The organism is Psychrobacter proteolyticus (assembly GCF_038155145.1).
GTDB classification, from domain to species: Bacteria; Pseudomonadota; Gammaproteobacteria; order Pseudomonadales; family Moraxellaceae; genus Psychrobacter; species Psychrobacter proteolyticus_B.
This window is the reverse complement of sequence record NZ_JBAKAY010000003.1, coordinates 308,320-331,847: the sequence shown is the minus strand read 5'-3', so window position 1 is coordinate 331,847 and position 23,528 is coordinate 308,320. Positions and strand designations below refer to the sequence as shown.

At 43.6% G+C, this 23,528-nt stretch carries 20 protein-coding genes and 1 tRNA gene; 10 read left to right on the top strand and 11 right to left on the bottom strand.

The features are described from left to right. Window positions 1-11 precede the first annotated feature (11 nt). Together V6252_RS05770 and map are read left to right on the top strand one after the other, a co-directional pair. Entirely contained in the window at window positions 12-218 is a 207-nt protein-coding gene (locus V6252_RS05770) for a ParD-like family protein (RefSeq protein ID WP_057761037.1), read from the top strand. Then, window positions 211-984, top strand: a complete 774-nt coding sequence (gene map, locus V6252_RS05765) for a type I methionyl aminopeptidase (protein ID WP_341609700.1) — start codon at window positions 211-213, stop codon at window positions 982-984. Before V6252_RS05770 ends, map begins: the two co-directional genes overlap by 8 nt. 187 nt (window positions 985-1,171) lie before the next feature. Here the strand turns inward: map and V6252_RS05760 are convergent, their stop codons facing one another. Next, window positions 1,172-2,830: an isovaleryl-CoA dehydrogenase gene (locus tag V6252_RS05760; RefSeq protein WP_341609699.1), complete on the bottom strand. Its 1,659-nt coding sequence runs from the start codon at window positions 2,828-2,830 to the stop codon at window positions 1,172-1,174. Between the two features lie 107 nt (window positions 2,831-2,937). Here V6252_RS05760 and V6252_RS05755 point away from each other — a divergent pair, with 107 nt between their 5' ends. After that, window positions 2,938-3,741 (top strand): PaaX family transcriptional regulator, encoded by an 804-nt coding sequence (locus V6252_RS05755; RefSeq protein WP_341609698.1) that lies wholly within the window; start codon window positions 2,938-2,940, stop codon window positions 3,739-3,741. Window positions 3,742-3,865: 124 nt separating this feature from the next. Here the strand turns inward: V6252_RS05755 and cadR are convergent, their stop codons facing one another. After that, the gene (gene cadR, locus V6252_RS05750; RefSeq protein ID WP_425355855.1) at window positions 3,866-4,372 is read right to left on the bottom strand and encodes a Cd(II)/Pb(II)-responsive transcriptional regulator; all 507 of its coding nucleotides are present in this window, start codon (window positions 4,370-4,372) and stop codon (window positions 3,866-3,868) included. A gap of 80 nt (window positions 4,373-4,452) precedes the next feature. On the opposite strand from cadR, the gene V6252_RS05745 reads away from it, so the two are divergent. After that, window positions 4,453-6,645, top strand: a complete 2,193-nt coding sequence (locus tag V6252_RS05745; RefSeq protein WP_341609697.1) for a heavy metal translocating P-type ATPase — start codon at window positions 4,453-4,455, stop codon at window positions 6,643-6,645. A 62-nt stretch (window positions 6,646-6,707) separates the two neighbouring features. Here the strand turns inward: V6252_RS05745 and V6252_RS05740 are convergent, their stop codons facing one another. Next, entirely contained in the window at window positions 6,708-7,136 is a 429-nt protein-coding gene (locus tag V6252_RS05740) for an MgtC/SapB family protein (RefSeq protein WP_341609696.1), read from the bottom strand. 100 nt (window positions 7,137-7,236) lie between these two features. Between V6252_RS05740 and V6252_RS05735 the strand changes: the two genes are divergently transcribed. Continuing rightward, window positions 7,237-7,323, top strand: coding sequence for a helix-turn-helix domain-containing protein (locus tag V6252_RS05735; protein WP_341609736.1), 87 nt, complete (start codon window positions 7,237-7,239; stop codon window positions 7,321-7,323). A 240-nt stretch (window positions 7,324-7,563) separates the two neighbouring features. Here V6252_RS05735 and V6252_RS05730 read toward each other — a convergent pair. After that, window positions 7,564-7,640: transfer RNA gene (locus tag V6252_RS05730), tRNA-Val, on the bottom strand. A 311-nt stretch (window positions 7,641-7,951) separates the two neighbouring features. On the opposite strand from V6252_RS05730, the gene V6252_RS05725 reads away from it, so the two are divergent. Continuing rightward, the gene (locus tag V6252_RS05725; protein ID WP_341609695.1) at window positions 7,952-8,929 is read left to right on the top strand and encodes a glutathione S-transferase family protein; all 978 of its coding nucleotides are present in this window, start codon (window positions 7,952-7,954) and stop codon (window positions 8,927-8,929) included. 88 nt (window positions 8,930-9,017) lie between these two features. Here V6252_RS05725 and hemB read toward each other — a convergent pair whose 3' ends face one another. The 5 genes from hemB to V6252_RS05700 all read right to left on the bottom strand — a co-directional run bounded on the left by hemB (window position 9,018) and on the right by V6252_RS05700 (window position 18,597). Further along, complete coding sequence (gene hemB, locus V6252_RS05720; RefSeq protein WP_341609694.1) at window positions 9,018-10,025, bottom strand: porphobilinogen synthase; 1,008 nt, start codon at window positions 10,023-10,025, stop codon at window positions 9,018-9,020. A gap of 268 nt (window positions 10,026-10,293) precedes the next feature. After that, the gene (locus tag V6252_RS05715) at window positions 10,294-12,108 is read right to left on the bottom strand and encodes an efflux transporter outer membrane subunit (RefSeq protein ID WP_341609693.1); all 1,815 of its coding nucleotides are present in this window, start codon (window positions 12,106-12,108) and stop codon (window positions 10,294-10,296) included. After that, entirely contained in the window at window positions 12,105-15,335 is a 3,231-nt protein-coding gene (locus tag V6252_RS05710; protein WP_341609692.1) for an efflux RND transporter permease subunit, read from the bottom strand. Before V6252_RS05710 ends, V6252_RS05715 begins: the two co-directional genes overlap by 4 nt. A 34-nt stretch (window positions 15,336-15,369) precedes the next feature. Further along, window positions 15,370-16,770: an efflux RND transporter periplasmic adaptor subunit gene (locus V6252_RS05705; RefSeq protein WP_179798404.1), complete on the bottom strand. Its 1,401-nt coding sequence runs from the start codon at window positions 16,768-16,770 to the stop codon at window positions 15,370-15,372. An 801-nt stretch (window positions 16,771-17,571) separates the two neighbouring features. Next, complete coding sequence (locus V6252_RS05700) at window positions 17,572-18,597, bottom strand: polyprenyl synthetase family protein (RefSeq protein ID WP_341609691.1); 1,026 nt, start codon at window positions 18,595-18,597, stop codon at window positions 17,572-17,574. A gap of 569 nt (window positions 18,598-19,166) precedes the next feature. Here V6252_RS05700 and rplU point away from each other — a divergent pair. From rplU to lolA, 4 genes are all read left to right on the top strand, one after another. Next, on the top strand, window positions 19,167-19,478 hold the full coding sequence (gene rplU, locus V6252_RS05695; RefSeq protein WP_057761012.1) for a 50S ribosomal protein L21: 312 nt from the start codon (window positions 19,167-19,169) through the stop codon (window positions 19,476-19,478). Between the two features lie 91 nt (window positions 19,479-19,569). Next, complete coding sequence (gene rpmA / locus V6252_RS05690; RefSeq protein ID WP_021813611.1) at window positions 19,570-19,827, top strand: 50S ribosomal protein L27; 258 nt, start codon at window positions 19,570-19,572, stop codon at window positions 19,825-19,827. 220 nt (window positions 19,828-20,047) lie between these two features. Further along, window positions 20,048-20,692 carry a hypothetical protein gene (locus V6252_RS05685; RefSeq protein WP_341609690.1) on the top strand — a complete coding sequence of 215 codons (645 nt, stop codon included), beginning with the start codon at window positions 20,048-20,050 and terminating at the stop codon, window positions 20,690-20,692. 375 nt (window positions 20,693-21,067) lie between these two features. Then, window positions 21,068-21,754 carry an outer membrane lipoprotein chaperone LolA gene (lolA, locus tag V6252_RS05680; RefSeq protein ID WP_057761010.1) on the top strand — a complete coding sequence of 229 codons (687 nt, stop codon included), beginning with the start codon at window positions 21,068-21,070 and terminating at the stop codon, window positions 21,752-21,754. A gap of 120 nt (window positions 21,755-21,874) precedes the next feature. Here lolA and scpB read toward each other — a convergent pair whose 3' ends face one another. Further along, window positions 21,875-22,435 (bottom strand): SMC-Scp complex subunit ScpB, encoded by a 561-nt coding sequence (gene scpB / locus V6252_RS05675; RefSeq protein ID WP_341609689.1) that lies wholly within the window; start codon window positions 22,433-22,435, stop codon window positions 21,875-21,877. Window positions 22,436-22,559: 124 nt separating this feature from the next. Then, complete coding sequence (locus V6252_RS05670; RefSeq protein WP_341609735.1) at window positions 22,560-23,378, bottom strand: segregation and condensation protein A; 819 nt, start codon at window positions 23,376-23,378, stop codon at window positions 22,560-22,562. Between the last annotated feature and the right edge of the window lie 150 nt (window positions 23,379-23,528).

The window sequence follows — 23,528 nt, the reverse complement described above, 5'->3', positions numbered from 1 at the left end:
AAGGTGTTTTTATGGGTATTGTTAAAATTGATGATGAGCTGCATGAAGATATTCGTAAAGCAAGTGCCGTCATGGTGCGCTCCATCAACGCACAAGCTGAATATTGGATGAAGATAGGTATGCTCGCTGAAGCCAACCCAAATATGTCTTATAACCAAATTATCAATGAGCAAATGAGACAAGCTGATGTTAATGTAAGGAACCTTATAGATGGATAAGGTCATACTTAAAAGCGCAGCGGAATTGGAAATTATGCGCGAGTCTGGGCGACTTCTAACCTCTGTCTTTGATTATCTCGATGAGCAAATTACAGTCGGTACTTCTACGATGGACATCAATAACCTTGCTGAGCACTATATTGTCAATCAGTTAGGTGCACGTCCAGCCAGTAAAGGTCAGTATGGTTATCAGTATGCATTAAATACCTCGGTGAATAACGTGGTCTGTCATGGTATTCCTTCAGATCATCAAATACTCAAATCGGGTGATATTGTGAATGTGGATATTACCCTAGAACAAGGGGGTTTTATCGCTGATTCTAGCAAAATGTATTTGATAGGTGAGGTGTTGCCCCTTGCAAAACGCTTGGTTGATCAGACCTATGAAGCCATGTGGGAAGGAATACGAGTGGTGAAACCTGGAGCAACGCTGGGTGATGTTGGCCATGCCATCCAAAGTTACGCTGAGCAGCACGGCTATTCAGTAGTGCGAGAGTATTGCGGTCACGGTATTGGACGCGAAATGCATGAGGGACCGCAAGTTCTACATTACGGACATCAAGGAAAAGGTCTAGTCCTACAAGAAGGTATGACATTTACCATTGAACCAATGGTCAATCAAGGTAAAGCCAAAGTTAAAGTCAAAAAAGATGGTTGGACCGTAATCACCAATGATAAAAAGCTATCTGCTCAGTGGGAGCATACAATAGCGGTTACTTCTGACGGCTATGAAGTTCTTACTCTGCGAAACGATGAAATATTTTAAGCGATTTAATATTCGAACGACTATTCGGTAAGGCGTTTCTATAATTCAGAAGCGCCTTTTTTTAGGATTTTATGTGACCGTTATTTAGCCAGTTATGTCTGAGAAGAAAGTGACTGATATCAAATGCAAAAGCCTCTGCTACGACACCAATCAGTAGCAGGCGACTATTTAACACATATAAAGATACTTATAGAGCTGCTTTGGTCGCGCCAGCCGCCCGTTCAATTAATAAATCTACGGGAGCATCAGGACTTAATGTACCAAAGGCCAGTCCATGCTCGCTCCCAATCCTAGAACGACAGAACGCCTGAGCGATCTCCGTATGTTCAGTCTGTAGTAGTATCGAAGCCTGTAGCATCAGTGCTAGGCGCTCAATCACATAGCGACTACGGAACTCTAAGGTTTGCGTATCCTCAAATCGCTCTATCAGCAGGTGTAATTCTGCATCATAATCAGCATTTTTTCCTGCTGCCTGCTGCAGTTCCTTAAATAAAGCTCGCTGAGTTTCTGGTTCTTTTTTTAAGGCACGCAGCACATCTAGACACTGCACGTTGCCACTGCCTTCCCAGATTGAGTTTAGCGGCGCTTGCCTGTACAGACGCGGCATAATAGTCTCTTCGACATAGCCATTACCGCCCAAACACTCTTGTGCCTCATTGATAAGAACGGGAGCGCGTTTGCATATCCAGTATTTCCCAATTGCTGTCGCGATACGAGCGAGAGCCGCTTCATGAGGGTCTGTTTTTATCCTATCAACAGCGCGTGCAATACGCATTGTTAGGGCCAAAGCCGCTTCTGACTCTAAGGCTAAGTCTGCCAGCACATTACGCATAATAGGTTGGTTGACTAATAATTTACCAAAGGCTTCGCGTTGACTGGTGTGATGAATCGCTTGAACGATCGCTTGACGCATTTGAGCTGAGGAGCCAATCATACAATCAAGTCGGGTTAGGGCGACCATCTCAATAATGGTAGGAATACCGCGACCTTCAGTGCCTACTAGATCACCGAATGCGCCTTGAAACTCCACCTCTGAGGAGGCGTTTGCCCAATCTCCTAATTTGTCTTTTAAGCGTTGCACTTGCACTGCATTGCGTGTCCCATCAGGCCGAAAACGTGGTACTAAAAAGCAACTAGGTCCACTGTCAGATTGGGCCAAGACGAGATGAGCATCACACATTGGCGCTGAGAAAAACCATTTATGCCCAACGATGTCATACGAGCCATCTTCTTGTCGTGTGGCTCGAGTCGTATTGCGACGTAAGTCTGATCCACCTTGTTTTTCTGTCATGCCCATGCCCATCGTACAGCCTAGTTTTTCTTCCATGGGCAAGCTGCGCGGATCATAGTGTTCGGATAATAGCTTGGGCAGCCATTTTTTGGCCAGCGCTGGCGAATGACGCAGGGCAGGGATAGCAGCATAGCTCATAGACATGGGACAACCAAAGCCAGCCTCAGGCTGTGAGCCCAGATACATGACTGCCGCTCGAGCCACATGAGTACTATCACGCTCTTCATTGCGCCAAGCAAAGTTGCTCATGCCGTACTTCATTCCTGCTCGCATCAGGTCATGGTAAGCCGGATGAAATTCTACTTCATCTATACGCCGCCCATAGCTATCAAAGTTGCGCAATTTAGGCTTGTTTTCATTGGCTAAGAATCCGCTAGTGATCAGATCTCCACCAGTCAGTGCGCCAAACTCTTTCAAGTGATTTTCTGCCCAAGCAGCACCTTCTCTTGCGACAGCTTCTTTGAGCGCTGTATCTGTTTCCCATGCATTATAATTAGCTAAGGCAAAAGGTTGATTCTGTACCTCATGGGTCTTAAATTGATTTACAATTGACATGATGATTGTCTTCCCTGATTTTGAATGTCATTCCCTAAGTTACAGTAGTTCAGTAATTTCCACGATCAGTATTACATATAAAAAATAATTCCGTCAATAGGTGTAATATGAACAAACCAACGCCTCGTTTATTGCTTTTACGCTTACTTATGGTGGCAGAAGCAAACACACTTAGTGCCTCCGAAGCGGTGCTGGCAGGCTCTATCTTTGGTATGACAGAAAATAGTATACGTGTGACGTTGGCCCGTCTGATCCAAGCGGATCTTGCTGAATTGATTGGTCCAGCCACCTACAAACTCGGACCGAAAGCTCAAAAATTGGGCGCCGATGTGGCCTTATGGCAAACAGCAGATAAAAGAACGATAAAATCCGATGGTTCATGGATAGCGGTAGCGACCGGTGGATTACCTCGCAGTGATCGTAAAGTGCTGCGTGCCCGTGCTCGTGCTTTATCATTATTGGGGTTTCGTGAACTTGATAAAGGGCTTTATTTGCGCCCCAATAATTTATTAGGCGGTATCGATGTCGTCCGTCAGCGTTTATTGGACTTGGGGTTAGAAGAGGAAGCTGCGGTTTTTAAAGCCAATGATTTCGATGAGGTCAGGCAGAAAAAAGCACGAGCGCTTTGGTCAGACATGCATCTTGAAAAGCATTATAAGGAGAAGTCGCAGCAGCTCACTGACTGGTTAAGTGGTTTGGCTGACTTGCCGTCCCATGTGGCGCTGCGAGAAATATTCATGTTTGGAGATGCAGGTATCCGCAGTGTTGTTTTCGACCCTCTACTTCCTACTCCCTTAGTAGATGAGGAAGCAAGGCAAAAGTATTTTGAGACGGTGCGACGTATTAATGAGGAGGGTAGGCGTTTATGGTTTGCCTTTTTCGAAGAGGCCAAATCATCAGAGTCTAGTTAATCAAGTCATTAGAATGCGCTTAAACAGAATAAAGTGAAATTGCGGTACAGGAATTATCAGATAGCAGAGGTGCTATCTATAGCGATGAATAAGTATTAATTATTTGCATCTATTCGGATAGTATTTAATGTGAGCCATATGGCGAATTTTTATGACAAGAATGATCAGCAAGTGCATTCAATATGCCACATGACTTTGCTGGTGCGCTACTGACGCATTTCTGCCGCAAAACACTTAGGTGTTTTTTTAACTGCTTTAGCTCTTCTATACGTGTTTCCACAGCGTGAATATGTTCATCCAACAAGGTATCGACATCAGCGCAGTCTCTGCTAGGCTCTTCCCAGTACTTAAGTAAAGTCCGTACTTCATCCAACGTCATATCGAGTGTACGACAGTGCAGAACGAACTGTAGACGCTCGATATGACTTTCGCGATATAAGCGATAATTCCCTTCACTACGCGCAGGCTCTGGTAATAACTTTTCTTTTTCATAATAGCGAATGGTCTCTACTGTAGCGCCTGTACGCTTAGCAAGCTCTCCGATTTTTATTAGCATCGTTATCTCAAAATTGAAAACATTAAAGTAACTATAAGGTTTAGCCATAAGGAAATCAAGTTTATACAATTGCATATAAACAGCCTTGACTCTGAAGCCACTAGAGGGTTCACAATAGCGTTATCAAATGAATTCTTATAATGAGGCAGTTTATTATGCAATATCGTATTGAAGGTATGGACTGTGCCAGTTGCGTCAGAAAAATTGAAACTGCATTAGAACGTATGCATGGTGTCTCTGACATACAGCTTAATTTTGCGACTGAAAAGTTAGAGCTATCGCTTGCCCCTGATTCAGATACTCAGTACAGCGATATTGAAAAGACCATCAAGCGCCTTGGGTTTGGTATATCTGCCACTAATGATCAAGCAATCGCAGCAGACGGCATTGGTGACAATCCGTTAGATACACAGCAACAGCATTGGTGGCAAACCCGAAAAGGCAAGCAAGTGGTTGGTCTCGGTATCCTGATGAGCGTCGCCTACGCGTTAGCACTAATTTTTCCTGATTATGGAATGTGGGCATTCGCTATTGCCGTCATTGTGGGCGCTTTCCCCTTTGCCCGAAAATCTATGACCTTGGCGATGACAGGCACCCCATTTTCAATTGAAATGCTGATGTCTATCGCAGCAATTGGTGCGCTTATCATTGGTGAAGCTGAAGAGGCTGCGGCTGTTGTCTTCTTGTTTTCAGTTGGCGAGTTACTAGAGAGCGTGGCGGCTGATCGTGCCCGTGCTGGTATCAGAGCATTGGCATCATTGGTGCCAAAGACTGCGATTTTACTTGATGCACAAGGCAGACAGCGTGACGTTCCTGCAGCTTCGTTGCAGATCGATGATCTGGTATTGGTACGTCCTGGCGATAAAGTATCCGCTGATGGTGTCATTGTTCAAGGTAGCTCTAGTCTTGATGACTCACCTGTTACTGGCGAATCAATTCCCGTTGCTAAAGCCATGGGCGATGCAGTATTTGCAGGTTCCATCAACATGGAAGGAGCGCTGCAAGTCTGCGTAGAAAAGACCGCGGCCGACAACACCATTGCACGCGTTATCAATCTGGTAGAGCAGGCGCAAGCCTCTAAAGCCCCTACGGCTCGTTTCATTGAAAAATTCAGTCGTTACTACACCCCAGCGGTGATGGCTATTGCTGCACTGGTTATTATCGTGCCGCCGCTAGCGATGGGAGGAGAATGGGCGACTTGGTTATATCGTGGTTTTGCACTATTGCTAATCGCCTGTCCTTGCGCGCTTGTACTATCTACTCCGGCTGCCATTGCATCAGGATTGGCTGTCGGTACACGCCGCGGCTTACTTATCAAAGGGGGCAGCGCTTTAGAAACCATGGGTCGCGTAAATGTCGTGGCTTTTGATAAGACGGGTACGTTAACCGAAGGCAAGCCTCGCGTTACCGACGTTATTGCCTTTACACAGAAGCGCATAATACAACAAAGTATAGGGTCTGAAGGTCCGAATGAGATACTGGCGCTGTTTGCCAGTGTCGAGTCCGCCTCTAGCCATCCACTCGCAAAAGCGATCATTGATCATGCCAGAGCCGCTAATATCTCTATACCGATAGCTTCAAATGCCTATGCTACTGCGGGCAAAGCGGTACATGCAACGGTAGTTGATCGTACTCTAGCCATCGGATCACCGGTTTATGCTGCCACTGAAACATCAATATCATCCGAACAAAATGCACAAATTGAAGCACTACAAAACGAGGGTAAGACCGTCTCCGTTCTGTTCGATGAGCAGAGCCGTGAAGTGCTTGGGTTGGTTGCTCTACGAGATGAATTGCGAGAGGATGCTCAGGCAGGAGTGGCTCAGCTCAAAGTTATGGGTGTGCGTTCGGTGATGCTTACAGGTGACAACCGTCTGACCGCTCAGGCGCTTGCTAGTCATTTAGAGATGGAATGGGAAGCTGAACTCTTACCTGAAGACAAACTACGTTTGCTCAATGAGATGAAGGATAAGAGCAAGATAGCGATGATTGGTGATGGTATTAACGATGCGCCAGCATTAGCAACAGCAGACGTAGGTATTGCTATGGGTGGCGGTACGGATGTTGCTATTGAAACAGCCGATATAGCATTATTAAAAAGTCGTGTTACAGATGTTGCTCATCTCATTGCCTTATCGCGTGCAACCATGGCCAACATACATCAAAATGTAATTTTTGCTCTAGGACTAAAGGCCGTGTTTCTAATCACTACTTTACTAGGTATTACCGGACTATGGATTGCTGTGATAGCGGACACTGGTGCAACGGTACTAGTGACTCTCAATGCTTTACGCTTGCTAAGGTTCAAAGGAGCTCAACCACTAACAATTTTGTCCAAAGCAAAGTAAGTATGAAGTTCTTGTTAAAATGGCGGTTTGATTCTCTATTCTAATGACTAAGAATGGCATCGTTAAGATTTTGGTTTAAAAGGTTTTGAGAATTGTAGAATTAAAAAACCAACTATTGATAATATAATGGCAATCTCATAGCGACCATAAGCCACTGATATCCCAAGGGCGGCTGTATTCCACAATCCAGCCGCAGTAGCAGTGCCCTTTGCGCCACTTTCATTTTTAAAGATAGCACCACCGCCAATAAAACCCATTCCAGTGATTATGCCATACATAATTCTAGCCTCAGCATCGGCGTCTTGATAAATGTCCATGCCCACTAGCATAAAAGCACACGAAGCAATTGTTACTAAAGGAAAAGTCCTCAAACCTGCACCATTATCTTCAAGTTCACGGTTCAGCGCGATTGGTAGTGACAATATGAAAGCAATACCTAATTGAAAGGCATGATACACCAGAACATTTAGACTAATATCGAAGTTAAACATAGTAATAACTCAGAATATATTTATGGCATGGTTTACTTTAAAAAATATGAGTATAAATAAAGAATAACAGAAATTAGCGAGTCGCAGTATCTAAGATCTAATTGATAAAATTTGTGAGGCACTAGAGATTGAAGTAGGTGATTTATTTACTTATGTACCTAACGAGTCGCTAGATAAAGAGAAGTAAATTAATCTTGAGAGTGCTTTAGATGATTTAGGGTAGAGGTCAAAAGTGCTACTCTGAAAGAAAGGCGAAATAGGTAGCAGGCGCAACTTAGGCACAATTTGGGCACACACGTTTTTTAATGATGTTTGCTGAAAGTGAGAAAATAGGTAATTTGAATCGACGTATAATTTCCTTTTCTGATACAGTCCATATTTCACGGACAAAAAAAGCCCCAATCTTAAGATTGGGGCTTTTCGAATCTGGTAGGCGTAATCGGATTCGAACCAACGACCTCTACCATGTCAAGGTAGCGCTCTAACCAACTGAGCTATACGCCTATTTAGGTTGAGCATTTTAGCAAGTTTCCCAGACTTTGCAAGTCTTTTTTAGCATAAACCTCTTTTATTATCATAATATCTGCTATTCAGGCTTATATTAGTTATTTAGATATACTTTTGTGTATATTTACTAAACATTAAATTTAAATGATTTAGTTTTTATTGTTAATAAACAGGGTAGCGCTAATGATTAAACCCTTATAACTGGTATGATATCTCTCTAAATAATGCGATCATCATGATGATAATGGCTTCAAGTCAGTCATGCTTAGTAAACGTTAAACGAATATTAAAAACAGTTGGAGAATAACATGGGTCTCTTGGTAGACGGGCAGTGGCAAGATAAGTGGTATGAGACAAAAGAGAGTGGTGGCCGCTTTCAGCGTGAAGATGCTGGTTTTAGAAACTGGGTAACGGTAGATGGTAGCGCAGGGCCAACAGGTATTAAGGGCTTTAAAGCCGAACCTGACCGCTATCATTTATACGTGTCGCTAGCCTGTCCTTGGGCACACCGCACCCTTATCTATCGCAAGCTTAAAGGCTTAGAAGACATCATTCCGCTATCTGTAGTACATCCGTATATGGGTGAGTATGGTTGGACGTTTGCAGAGGGTGCAGGCGTCGTTGCTGACCCAGTTATCAATGCAGACTATGCCTATGAGCTGTATACCAAGGCCAAGCCAGACTATACAGGCCGTGTCACCGTACCTATCTTGTGGGATAAAAAAACAAACACAATCGTGAGTAATGAGTCATCTGAAATCATTCGCATGTTTAACTCTGCCTTTGATGAGGTTGGGGCGCTAGCAGGTGATTTTGTGCCTTCAGAGTTATTACGAGAAATTGATGATATCAATACCTTTGTCTATTCAACTATCAACAATGGCGTGTACAAAACAGGATTCTCTACCACACAAGAGGCTTACGAAGAGGCTTTGATTGAGCTATTTGCGGCATTAGATACACTTGAGACGCGCTTAGCACATCAGCGTTATCTGACAGGTAGCACCATAACTGAGGCCGATTGGCGACTGTTTACGACGTTGGTTCGTTTCGATGCTGTCTATGTTGGGCATTTTAAATGTAATCTGCGTCGTATCGTTGACTATCCAAATCTTTGGGGCTATCTGCGTGATTTATATCAGGTACCTGGTATCGCAGAGACAGTAAATATGAATCATATCAAGCAGCATTATTACACCAGTCATGCCAATATCAATCCCACGCGTATTGTCCCTGCTGGCCCAGTGATTGATTTTACTGAGCCACATGACCGTGCACGTCTATAGTTTTATTTATCAAAAAATATTAAAAAAAAGCCCCAGCGACTAATAGGTAGCTGGGGCTTTTACATTATAAAAGTTAGTGTAATTACTATTAGGCATTGTTTAGCTGACGAGCCGCTTCTAGAGCAAAGTAGGTCAAGATACCATCAGCGCCAGCACGGCGGAAGCCAATCAGAGATTCTAAAATCACTGCATCACTTAACCAGCCGTTTTGAATGGCTGCCATATGCATGGCGTATTCGCCAGATACTTGATACGCAAAGGTGGGTACGCCAAAGGTATCTTTGACTTCACGAATCAAATCAAGATAAGGCTGACCTGGTTTGATCATGACCATATCTGCGCCTTCGTTGATATCCATAGCCACTTCATGTAGCGCCTCAGCACGATTGCCAAAGTCCATCTGATACTGCTTCTTATGGCCACCTTTTAGGTTGCCAGCACTGCCAACGGCATCACGGAATGGACCGTAGTAGGCAGACGCATATTTGGCTGAGTAAGCCATAATAGCCGTATTCACAAAACCTTCTGCTTCAAACGCGTCACGCATGGCCTTGATACGGCCGTCCATCATGTCACTAGGAGAGATGATATCTGCACCGGCACGCGCATGTACCAGCGCTTGCTTGACCAGTACTTCGATAGTTGCATCATTGATGACGTAACCGCTGTCATCAAGTAGACCATCTTGACCATGTGAGGTATAAGGGTCTAATGCTACATCAGTCATAACGACCATTTCTGGCACAGCATCTTTGACCGCTTTTATCGTACGTGCAGTCAAGGCGTTTTCGTCATAAGCGGCGCTACCGTCCGGTGTTTTCAAAACGTTATCGATTACAGGGAAAAGGTCGATGGTCGTGACACCCTCTGCTAATAACTCTTTGGCATAGTTGATTAGCAAATCAATCGATAAGCGTTCAACGCCCGGCATACTAGCGATGGTTTCGCGCTGGTTTTCGCCTTCTAATACAAAGACAGGGGCAATAAAGTGTTTAGGGTGCAGCTCTACTTCACGAATCATTGAACGTACATTGTCGTTGTAGCGCAGACGACGTAAGCGAGTGGCAGGGTATTGACGGTTAAAGGTATAGCTCATAATAATTCCTTATGATTGTTTTAATAGTTATCATGTTACATGGTTAAAATAATATCGCTATAAGCGGTATTTTATAGAATTAGCTTATCAAAATCTGTGCTTTATAAGTGGTTGTATCTAAGGAGAGCTTGTATAAAGTGAGCCTACTATAACCAAAAGACGTTAATAAAAGCAAAAAGCCCCACCACGTTAAGTCGGTAGGGCTGATAGTACGTATCGACTGTCAATGTGATGATAGAGCTGCGTCATCAGATTAAGGTTGGGTCATTTAAGGCTCAACAATCTGGGTCACAGGAACTTGCTCAACACTATTGCTATTGAAGCGAGTCTCTTCAGTGACCACGCCGACAGCGGCATCCTTCTTACCATCGTCATTGACATCGACGATAGCAGTCGGTTTGAAAGTAGTCGTTTCTACCGCTTGCGACTGCTTAATGGCGACAGCTTCTTGCGGCGTAGTCACACGCGCTGAACCAGCTGCTTTGATGGCATTTGTCGCTTTGGTTTTTGCACTAGTAGCAGTTCCAGTGACAATCTGCGCCAAGTTGGTGTGCTGCGGTACAGGGATGACAGACGGTACATCAAGGTTCGCACCGCCACCAAGCGCTTGGTACAGCTCAATCTGGCTAACGATTTTCTGTAGCTCTAAATCTAGGATACCTTGCTGAGTAGAGAACAGTGAACGCTGCGCGTCAAGTACGTCTAAGTAATTGTCCAGACCTGCTTTAAAGCGTGCATCTGCTATCTGATAGGTCTGCTCAAAATTATCTTGCAGACGATACTGCGCCTCTAACTGCTCACCAAGTGTTGCACGCGTGGCAAGTACATCTGACACTTCGCGGAATGCCGTTTGAATAGAGCTCTCATAGCTAGCAAGCGTTTGCTCACGTTCGATTTGAGCCACATCATAGTTGGCATCTAGACGGCCTGCATCAAAGATAGGGACGCTAATGCTAGGTCCAAATGACCAGCCAACGGCACCATTTTTAAACAAGTCATTTAAGCTGCCGCTACTGACGCCCACACTACTGGTCAAGCTAATAGATGGGAAGTAAGAGGCACGCGCCACTTCGATATTCGCACCAGCAGCTTTCAGGTTGTATTCTGCTTGTAGCACGTCAGGACGATAACGTAGTAATTCACTTGGTAGACCAGCATTAAATATCTGCTGGCTAGTGATATTACTGACAGCAGGTGTTGGGATAAGCTCGTTTGGAATAGCGCCACCAACTAAGTACTGCAATGCATTGCGTGATTGAAGAACGCTGGTCTGGGCACGTAATACCGCAAGCTTGGCATTCTCTAATGAGGCAGAAGACTGTAGTGAAGGTAGCTTAGGATCGATACCTGCTTCAAAACGTTTATCCGCGATAAAGAGCGAGCGTTCACGGCTTTCAACCGTAGCCTCAGCCAGTTTTAATTGCGCTAAGCTGTAGCTTAGATTGGCGTAGCTTTGCGCAATATTACTAATTAAGCTGATTTGGGTCGCATCTTTGGCTGCTGTGGTCGCCAAGAAATTCTGCAATGCTTGATCTTTTAAGCTTGAGATTTTACCCCAAAAGTCGAGCTCATAATTGGCAAGACCCAAGTTGACACTGTAGCTACTACTCGCATTTCGATCAGTACGATTCTGTGCTGAGCGAGTATAACCAGCACTGCCGTTAATAGCTGGCAAGTCGTTAATATCAGTAATCTGATACTGTGCACGTGCTTTTTCAATCGCTAGGCGCGCACTCTCAAAGTCTTTGTTGTTTTCAAGACCGAGAGCAATCAGACCTTTTAGGCGCTCGTCGCTATAAAAATTCTGCCAACGCTGACTGGCGATGCTTGCTTGATTAGCGCTACTGACAGTCTCTTTATCAAATGCACCATAAGATTGCTGCATAGGTATATTCGGCTCTGCTAGCACAGGGCGCATATCCGCTTTTGGAATGGTGTTACAAGCGGCCATGCTGATTGCTAGCGCAGTCAGCCCTAACAGGCGGCCACTGTTTTTGCGCAAACGAGATAGTGCTGGCTGCGCATCGATAGCTGTAATAGCTACCGATGACGAGTTAGTGATAGATGTTTTTTGAGCACTCATTGTGTATTGTCTCCAAGACTTGCAGGCTGATAACTCTCAGAAGGTGTTGGGTTATGCGAGTTAGGCGTACCATTGCCACCATCTTTATCATTGGGTGTGTTGTTCTCATATTTATGCGGGAACGCACTACGCACCCAGATATAGAACATTGGGATAAAGAAGATACCTAAGAGGGTTGCTGTGATTACCCCACCAACAACACTAGTACCAATAGCATTTTGACTGCCTGAACCTGGCCCATTCGCCAAGAATAATGGCACAACACCCAGTCCAAAGGCAAGTGAGGTCATGATAATCGGACGCAAACGTTGGCGTGCTGCGGTCATGACGGCCTCTCTGAGACTGTAACCTTCCTCTTGGTGTTCTTTTGCAAATTCAATAATCAAAATAGCGTTTTTGGCGGATAGACCAACGACAGTCAGAAGACCAACTTGCAAGTAGATATCATTGGCAAAACCACGTAGCCAGGTAAATATCACTGCACCCAATACCCCAAGTGGAATCACTAGTAGCACAGAGAAGGGAATAGACCAGCTTTCGTACAAGGCTGCCAAACATAAGAAGACAACTAGGATTGAAAGCGCATAAAGCATCGGCGCTTGGGCACCTGATTTTTGCTCTTCCAATGACATGCCTGTCCACTCATAACTGATACCTTCAGGTAGCTTGTCTATCATCGCTTCCATCGAGCTCATTGCTTCACCAGTACTTAGTCCTGGTGCGGCGCTACCTTGGATGTTCATTGACGGTAGGCTGTTGTAACGAGTAAGACGCGGTGAGCCTGACTGCCACTCACTACTAGAGAATGCATCGAATGAAATCATATCGTTCATGTCATTTCGTACATACCATTTGCCAATATCATCAGGGTTGGTACGGCTGCTGGCTTCACCTTGTACATAGACGCGTTTGATACGGCCACGATCGATAAAGTCATTAACGTAGCTTGAGCCCCACGCTGTTGAAATGACGCTATTGATATTGCTTAGTGACAGGCCATAAGCCGCCGCTTGTTCTTGATTGATATTTATTTTAAGTTGTGGCGAGTCTTCTTGCCCGTTAGGACGTACGCCAGCTACTTGATCGTTCTGCGCGGCCATACCTAAGAGCATGTTTCGGGCTTCAAGTAGCCCATCGTGTCCAAGGTTACCACTGTCCTGAATCATTAAGTCAAAACCACTGGCGTTACCAAGCTCGGTAATCGCTGGTGGGACGATGGCAAATACTTGTGCTTCGTTTAGCTGAGTAAAGAAGTATCCCATCGCTCGACCAGCGACAGCTTGAGCGGTGTTTTCATCGCCCGAGCGTTCCTCCCAGTCTGATAAGCGCACAAACGCCAGACCCATATTCTGACCTTGACCTGCAAAACTAAAGCCTGCAATGGTAAAGACCGAAGCGATATTATCGGTTTCTTGGGTATCGTAATAGTTTCTAACTTTATCCAATACATCTTGTGTCTCATCTAACGTAGAGCCAGCCGGGAGCTGAACCAAAGTAAACATAATACCTTGATCTTCTTCTGGTAAAAATGAGCCTGGAATACGTAAGAACACGACCGCCATGATACCGATGATGGCTGCATAGCCAATCATATATAACCATTTAAAACGAATGCTTTTGCCGACAAAGTTCTCGTAAGAACGGCTAAGTTTAAAGAAGCCACGGTTGAACCAACCAAAAAAGCCTTTTTGCTTTTCGGTACTGCCTTTTTCATGACTTTTGCCACGTTTTAGCAAGGTCACACATAGGGCAGGGGTAAATACAAGCGCGACCATGGCAGAGAGCACCATGCTGGTAATCAGCGTGATAGAGAACTGACGATAAATCACACCTGTTGAACCACCAAAGAAGGCCATCGGTACGAATACTGCAGACAAGATAAGCGCAATACCAATAACGATTTTACTGATTTCGCCCATTGACTGGATAGTTGCATCTTTGATAGAGATGTGAGGATCTTCTTCTAGTATTCGCTCGACGTTCTCTACGACGACGATCGCATCATCGACCAGTAGACCGATAGACAATACCATGGCAAACATGGTCAACACGTTGATACTGAAGCCAGCAACGTATAGCACTGCAAAGGTACCTAATAGAACAACAGGTACTGCAAGCGTTGGAATAATGGTTGCGCGCCAGTTCTGTAAGAAAATGAACATGACGATAAATACTAAGACAATGGCTTCGATAAGCGTATGTACAACTTGCTCGATAGAAAGCTTCACGAATGGCGTTGTGTCATAAGGAACAACTGATGCTAGGCCTGTTGGGAAGTTTTGCTCCAGCTCTGCCATACGCGTGGCAACCGCTTCGCGAGTTTCAAGCGCGTTAGCACCGCCTGCAAGCGAAATACCTAGACCGGCGGCTTCTTGTCCATTATATAAAGACAAAATACTATAGTTTTCACTACCGATTTCAACATCTGCTACATCACCCAAGCGTACTTGCGCACCCGAAGTGTCCGTTTTTAGCAGAATGTTTTTAAATTCTTCAGGCGTTTGTAGGTAGCTTTGAACAGTAACAGTGGCATTGATAACTTGTTTGTCTGTGTCGGCAGGTGCTTGACCCAATTGACCCGCAGATACCTGAGCGTTCTGTGCTCGTATCGCATTAACGACATCTGAAGGTATCATGTTGTAGCTACGTAGGCGTGATGGGTCTAACCAAACACGCATCGCATAAGTAGAACCAAAGACCTGAACGTCACCCACACCTTCGACACGACTGATCGAATCGAGGACGTTAGAGTTAATATAATCGGCAATATCCGACCGATCCATATTGCCGTCTTCAGAGATAAATGCCTGTACCATCATAAAACTGCTAGATGATTTGTTGACGTTGACACCTTGACGCTGCACTGATTCAGGTAGCGAGCTCATCGCGGCCTGTAGTTTATTCTGTACCTGCACTTGCGCAGTATCAGAGTCGGTACCGTTTTCAAAGGTTAGCGTCACAGACGCACTACCATTTGACGAGCTCGACGATGACATATACATCAGGCCATCTAGGCCTTTCATACGCTGCTCAATGATCTGTACTACTGAGTTTTCTACGGTTTGCGCATTGGCACCTGGGTAGCTTGCACTGACTGAAATCGTTGGTGGTGCGATACGTGGATATTGTTCAATCGGTAGATTAAGAACGGATATCACCCCGATGAGCATGACCAAAACAGCCAGCACCCATGCAAAAATAGGGCGATTAATAAAAAAACGTGACATAGTATATCCCTAAGTCTTCCTGTCTTGAATGGAATTAGTTGGCAGCGGCTTCTGTTGGTTTTTTGGTAGAAGTCTCATCGCCAGCTGGCTTTTTATCCATCGTTTTTGCGGCTTGCTGCGGCGTTTTGGTATTAGGCGCACTTTGTGCAGCTGGTGCTGGATTTGCACTTTCTAATGGTTTAGCGACCACCTCTTGGTCAGGCTTGACCTTAGCACCGCCAATCACAACCACTTTGTCACCTGCTTTCAAGCCTTCAGTGACGACCCATTGTCCATCGTAAGTACCATTAATGGTGACCGGACGTACTTGGATTTTATTATTTTCGTCAACGATATAGACTTGTGTCTCACTCTTAGGCGTACGAGTGACCGCACTTTGCGGGACAAGGGCTGCGTTGGTAATAACGCTCTGCGTCAAACGTGCCGTGACATACATACCTGGTAGTAGAATGTTATTGCTGTTTGGGAAAATAGCACGCAAAGTGACAGCGCCTGTTGACTCATCAACTTTGGCTTCAGACAGTGCAAGCTTACCGCGTACTGGGTAAACAGAACCATCTTCTAGCACCAATTCAACTGAGTTCATACCCGGCTGAGCAGTACCATCTGCGATCTGCTGACGAAGCTTTAGCAATTCAGAAGAAGACTGGCTGATATCAACGTAGATAGGGTCTAAGCGTGAAATAGTCACCAATGGATCTGCTTGACCAGCACTGACCAGAGTACCAGCAGTGACGCTAGAGCGATCAGTACGACCGGTAAGCGGTGCGCGTACGATTGTACGGTTTAGATCTAAGGTACTGGCTTCCAAACCTGCTTTTGCGGTCTGAATGCCTGCTTTTGCACTCTCAATACCTGCTTGAGTTTGACCGACAGCGGCGGCGGCACTTTGTACAGCTGCTTGTGCCGTACGTACGGCTGTTTGTGCTTGATCGTACTGCTGCTTTGAGATGGCATCAATACTGACCAGACCTTGCAGACGTTGTAAGTCATTTTGCGCTTGTGCTAATGACGCTTGACGACTGACCAATTCAGCTTTTGCATTGGCATTGTTTGCCACAGCAGTTTGATAGTTAGCCTGTGATTGCTGTACGGCAGCTTGGCCACTCGTTACAGATGAGGCATAGTTATCGGTGTTGATGCGATACAGTGGCTGACCTTTTTTGACGTTGCTTCCTTCACGGAATAGTACTTCGTCAATCACACCATTGACCTGTGGGCGGACGTCAGCAGTTTGATAAGCTGCAGTACGACCAGAAAAAGTTTGTACTTGAGGGACGGTATCGAGAGTGACTGTCTGAACGTTGACAACCGCGGGCGGCATTTGCTGCTGTGCGGCTTGCTCACCAGCGGCGTCCTCGTTTTTGTCACAGCCAACCAGTACAGCTCCAGATAGTACAGATGCTATTACAAGCGCAAGATAAGAGTGCTTCATCAATGTCCTCGGCAATATATATAAATAGTGACAGTATAAAAATCGATCAATAAGTTTGGCGTACTGAATATAAGGGTCTTGCTAATGCTAAATGAAAAGAATAAATAGCCTAAGCTAGCATTATTTATTCCAGTTTCAGATTATTCCGTCAGTGAAATACGACTAATAGAAAATCTGACATCGATATGGATTAAGTATCGAAAGGATTATTTAGCATTAATTGTTTAAGCAAACCACAGAATGGATTAATAAATTTAATGAGTCATTATAAACTATTGGGGTAACCCCACAGTCAAGTAGTTTGCGATATGAGCTGGACCGAAAAGCAGCAATATTACAGTTTACGAATTAATAGATTACCGTCATAGTAAGCGTCGTCTCTATTAACAGCTAATAGAACCATGCACAACCTAGTATCAAAATATATTGTAAACTTTTGTTATAAATCTAAAACCCTATAGTAATTAAGGTTTTTAAACGATAGAAAATCAACTTTGTCAACAAAATGACAATTTTAGCAACCCCTAATTACAGTCATAAAAAATAACTATCGCTATCCGCGTTAGCAAACTTTAACCGACTGTCAAAAAGCCTTATACGATTATAGTACTGCAAGGATGTATGAAACTTAAAGAAAGGTAACGATTTGGCTGACATGCTAGATTCTGAGAAGGTAGTTTTTAATTTATGGGCTTTTTATTTATCAATTGTTAAAGAAATTTGCTAAAAAACAATGCTAAAAAATTCTGTCAAAAAAAGAGTCGTCTTAAGCAGTTAATAACATAGACGACTCAGCGTTAATTATACTAGTCGGGCGCTAGCGAGTTCAGTCAATTGATATAAGCCTGTACGATAACGGTTGTCTGGTAGCGTACTCAGTGCATCTTGTGCCAGTTTGGTTTCCTCCAGCGCGCGCTGCTTACAATAAGCCAATGAGCCAGAACTACGTACCAACTCAATAAGCTGCTCAGCGTTTGGTGTCTTACCTGTCTGAACGGCGATCCGTAACTGCTCATAGCCTTCAGTGTCGCTGTCTTTGAGTAGCTCGAGTGCTTTGATAGTCGGTAGGGTAGGCTTGCCTTCAGCAAGGTCGTCGCCTAGGTTTTTGCCCATCACTTCACTATCGCCACTATAGTCGAGCACATCATCGATAATCTGGAACGCATTACCAAAATGCTGTCCGAAATCACCTAATGCCGTCATATATTCTGTCTTATCTTGCAAGATAGCAGCACCTTGGGTCGCCATCATGAACAGGCGTGAAGTTTTGCCATCGATAATGCGTAAGTAATCTTCCTCTGTCGCAGCAGGGTTATGCTGATGCTGTAGCTGTAACACTTCGCCTTCGGCAATGTCACAAGTCCCATCTGAGAATACTTGCAACAGTGGCAGGCTCTGAAAGCCAACCAATAGGTTGAACGCACGAGCAATCAAATAGTCACCGACCAATACGGCAGTAGCATTGTCCCACGTCGCATTTGCCGTCGGCTTTCCACGGCGTTGCCCTGACTCATCGATGACATCGTCATGGACTAGGGTAGCGGTATGTAGCATTTCCGTGATAGCAGCTAGATGCATGGCCTTTTCTGATGGGTTGTCATCAAACATACGTGCGCAGAGCAACGTAATCAGCGGACGCATACGTTTGCCGCCAGCATTGATCACGTGTTGCGAGACGCTCATGACGAGTTGTACTTTTGAGTTCAAACTGCCAAACACTTGCTTGTCCATTACATCAAAGTCATTGGCTACAATACTTTGAATATCAGCATAGCTAGGCATCGATTGAGAGGCAGGCACGGTATTATTTAAAGAGGTACTAGTCATAATAAATAGTCATATTAATAAGAGTAAAGAGAGTTGGTATAACCTTGACTTTATCTATCTATAGGTAAGGTATTATTTCGCTTATGATAGCATAGCTATCTGCTTAAATTGTTGGTTAAAGTATATAGCACAAGTAGGTCAAGCGTATGATATACAGGGCTTACTATGCCTACTGAATAGAATAAAAACGATGAGAAATGTCTTATGCTTTAAGGATGTATCCTCTAGCGCATTTTAAGCTTATTGGTCACATAAATGATTCATAAAAGGCTGTAAGTAACTGATTGCATAAGTTATAATGGCCGCTGTTGGGCTTAATCTATCACTTATCATTACTATTCCTCATGTTTATATTCGTATTGTCATTTATTGACTTTCTTTGATGAGCAGCCGTTATAGCAAAATGAGAGATGGTCATTAGTGTAACCACCTTGCAAAAACAAGAGGCGCGGCTTGCTTTTATGAGCAAAAAGCCGTAAAATCTTGCCTTTAATTTTTCCCTGTCGTGTTCGTCGTAAAAGCGTTGGTATAACATCAGCCACGGCACACGGGTTAAACGGAGTCATACAATGTACGCAGTAATCAAAACTGGTGGTAAACAGCACCGTGTAGTCGTCGATGAATTGCTTAAAGTTGAACTACTAAAAGCAGAAAAAGGCGAAACAATCAAATTTGAAGACGTGTTGATGGTTGTTGACGGCGATAACGTCAAAATCGGTCAGCCTGTTGTTGACGGCGCTAGCGTAGAAGTTGAAGTTGTTGAGCATGGTCGCGGCGAAAAAATCCGTATCATCAAGCACAACCGTCGTAAGCATTATCACAAAGAACAAGGTCACCGCCAATGGTACACCTTGTTAAAAATCAAAGCGATTAATGCCTAATTATCCATTTAGCAATTATTGCTAAATAGCGCACTAAATGCTTAAGAGTTATCGCATCAGCGATAAGTCAAATTAACAAGGAGATTTTCTCATGGCACATAAAAAAGCTGCCGGTTCGAGCCGTAACGGTCGTGATTCAAACCCAAAAATGCTAGGCGTAAAAATCTTTGGTGGCCAAGCTATCACAGCTGGTAACATCATCGTTCGTCAACGTGGTACAGAATTCCACGCAGGCGAAGGCGTTGGCATGGGTCGTGACCATACTTTATTTGCACTGAATGACGGTGTTGTAAAGTTTGCGACCAAAGGTAAATTTAACCGTCGCTATGTTACGGTTGAAAACGCATAATTATCTATTTAGGTCGCTTTATTCTTTGAATAAAATGATCAGATAATTAAAAAAGCCCTTACTGCCTTATGGTAGTAGGGGCTTTTTACGTTTGTAGGGTACCGTAAGTTAATGATAAGAATTAAGGAATGGTATTTTGAACAATATCACTCAACGCTAGCTCTTAAAATATACTATTTCAACAATCTTAACTAATATCTTTTTATGAAAGACGGATAGTTTGAATAAAAGATTTGATCAGATAATAAATGAAATCGTGGATAGGTTTGAAGGAAAAATGAAAAAACAGCACTATATTTCTCATAAGACCATGCTAAATATACTTAATGACTTATCACCTTTTAAATACATCTATCTTTATGGATTCGTGCTCATGTTTTTTACGCCGTTAATGTTTGAAAATTATTTCTCGGATTTTACGGGAATAACACCCTTCACTCAATCCATGGAACTAGCCTCGGGTAGAATAAGACTTTTGAATGACCTTACAGTCTTGTACTTCATAATGATTTTTATTGCTATAACAGCTGCTTATTTTTTTAAAGGATTGTCATTCGAGGTTGTCAGAGAATTCAAATTAGCTGCAAGAAATTCAGATAAGTTGAATCATGAAGTGGGAGAAAATCCCAAAAGATCTATCTTTATAACTGCATCGCTACTTATCGCTATCAACTTAGGCTGGGTTTGGTTTTTTGGTTTTACTTCAGCGGGTAACTCTAAAGTAATGAGAAGTTATTTAGAGGGAACTGAAACTTTCATCATCATAGCTATTTTTGTAGGATTTCTAGCAAACTTTTATCTATTAATTTATGCATTATTAATGATGGAAGGCAGAAAGCACGTCATCTTTCAAGGAAACCATTAGTCATAATAATGAAATTGCTTACCAAAATTGAGATGAGCATTCGGTTATAGCAGACATATTTCTTGCTCTTTTATACTGTTAACTTACCTACTTAAAGGTTTAGCTGTATTCATTACCTCGGTTTTGCCAACTAACGATGCTAAATGCAAACTTTTACCGTGTAACTGTATTGGTTACAAGCGTGTATGGCAGCCGTAGTAAAGATTGCAAATCATGACTAGGCGCGTAATAAAAAAACTGGCACACTGTTGCCATTGCTGATGGTTACCGGTTTTAGCTTGGTAAAATCAGTATTTATAGAAAACAAAAATTTCAATAGAATATTTTATTTTTAGCGACAACTTTAAAGCGATTATGCTTTTTTAGAGAGGATTTATGATGAACTTATCTACGAAAAAATCAACCAAACAAAAGATGATGAGTGGCGCTTTAGCAGGTGTATTAATGACATCGCTAGGTATCGCAGCGCCAATGATGGCATTGACTCAAACAGCTACCGCAGCTCCTGCTGATAACCTAACAGCTGCTAAACGTTTGAATAAATTGCTGACCAATACCAAGAGTATGACAGCCAATTTCAGTCAAACGACTAAAGGTGCGAGCAGTGGTACGTTTAAAGGCTCTATGAGTGTCCAACGTCCAAATAATTTCCGCTGGGAAACCAAGTCACCATCAGAGCAGCTGATCGTTGCTAATGGTAACTCTATGTGGGTTTATGATAAGGATTTAGAGCAAGCGACTAAGCAGAATGTTGACAGTCAAGTAGGTAATACACCAGCGTTGCTACTGTCAGGTGATCCAAGCAAGATTGATCAAAACTTTAAAATTACTCAGCCATATGACAACAAAAACTACTATGTGCTCTATCCTAAGTCAGACAGCGCAAGTTTCAAAAGTCTTTCAATAAGCTTTAGTGGTGGCAAACCTGTCATGATGGTATTGAATGATACTTTGGGACAAACAACTTCTATCAAGTTTAGCGGTATTAAGATGAACCCAAGTATTGGTAGCAGTCAGTTTAAATTTACACCACCAAAGGGTGTTGACGTTATTAATCAGTAATTAGCAGATATATTGTTAGGTTTTGATATCAGTTCAAAATTAGCAACGTAATAAAAAGGACAGATCCTATGCGGTCTGTCCTTTTTTATGTGAGTAACTATATTTTGTTCAGCAGAAAATTTAGGACATGGCTCGTATGGCTTCCATATCTGGCATAGGTGGTAGCTCATCCAGATGGCTTAGTCCAAACGCATCTAAAAACTGCGCAGTAGTATGCAGCAACGCAGGACGGCCTACAGTATCTTTAAAGCCTTTCTCCACAATCCATCCATTATCAAACAACTGGCGCAGTATATTGCTCGATAATGTCACTCCGCGCACATGCTCGATATCACTGCGTGTCACAGGTTGTTTATAAGCAATGACACTTAGGGTTTCAAGTAAAGCTTGGCTCAGGCGTTCCTGACGCTGCGGAAAAGTACGCTGGATTAGACTGCTGTAGTCATCAGATATCTGTAAACGATAACCGCTGGCGGTCTCATGTAGCCTAAGCACACCTGTATCTAAGCGTTGTTGCAGCACTTCCAAAGTCTGCTTTAATTCTTTAGTAGATAATGACAAATGTTTTTTTAACGCGTGAGCGGTCAGCGGTGCCTCTGATGCATGCAACAGCACCTCGATACGTTTACTCAACTCTTCAAGAGAATCATGTTGTGCCTCAGCTGATGGAGATGTAGTCATAGTTATTGATTCTTGGGTCTCGTTATCTTGCTTTGGATCTTCAATATCTACCATCTAAAGTATGCTCTTATTTCAATATTGTGATTTTGATAGAGAATGGGCTAGGAGACAGTCTTAGAGCCTACTAGGCTAACCATTGTAACGTAAGTGCGGTAGGCTCACTATCCACATCAGACGGTTCGTCATTGGGAACGGAATTGACGATATCGCTATCTGTCTCAATGTTAACTACACCAACCAACTGCCGCTTTATGAGCTCAAGTACGGCGACGAAACTCACGACCACGCCTATTTTACCTTGTGCTTTATCCAGTAGCTCATAAAAAGAGCGCGCGCCATCCGTACTTAATTGCCTGCTAATACTGGCAATACGATCGGCAAGTGGTACTGCATCAACTTTGATCGTATGCATTTGATAGTCGGGCTGTAGTTGCATTTTAAATAAACTATCAATCAGCAAGTTAGGTGAGTAGCTTGGCAGTTCCGCATTCATAACGTCTTGACCAGGCATACTAACCATTGCCAAAAACACATCACGCTCTAAGCGCACTAGATTGTCTAGGCGCTGACTGACTACTTTGATTTGCGCGTATTCTTCGAGGCGTTCGATCAGTTCTGCTTTTGGGTCACGCTCGTCGGTTGGGGTATCAGGGGCAGGCAATAGCAGTTCGGTTTTGATAGCGATGAGCGTTGATGCCATAAGCAGATAATCACCCGCTAATTCAAAGTGCTCGGTATCCAGTTCACCGATATAAGCTAAGTACTGCTCAGTGATAGGCAAAATGGGCATTTGGGTCAAATCGACGTTGTTCTTTTTGACCAAATACAAAAGGAAATCCAATGGACCAGCAAACTGCTCTAACCAAATAGCAAAGGCTTGTGGTGGTACATACAGGTCTTCTGGCAAATGCTGCACAGGCGTCTGATAGATACGTAACGACATATCATGGTTGACTGATTCATCATGCTCGCTCTGATTGTCTGTAAGTTCGGAGGTTGAATCAGCCATAGCAGATAAGGCGGCTTTAGACAAAGCCGCCTGTTTGGTGTTCGGTTCAGTTTGCACGTTTAGCACCCGCTTTGATAATAAATT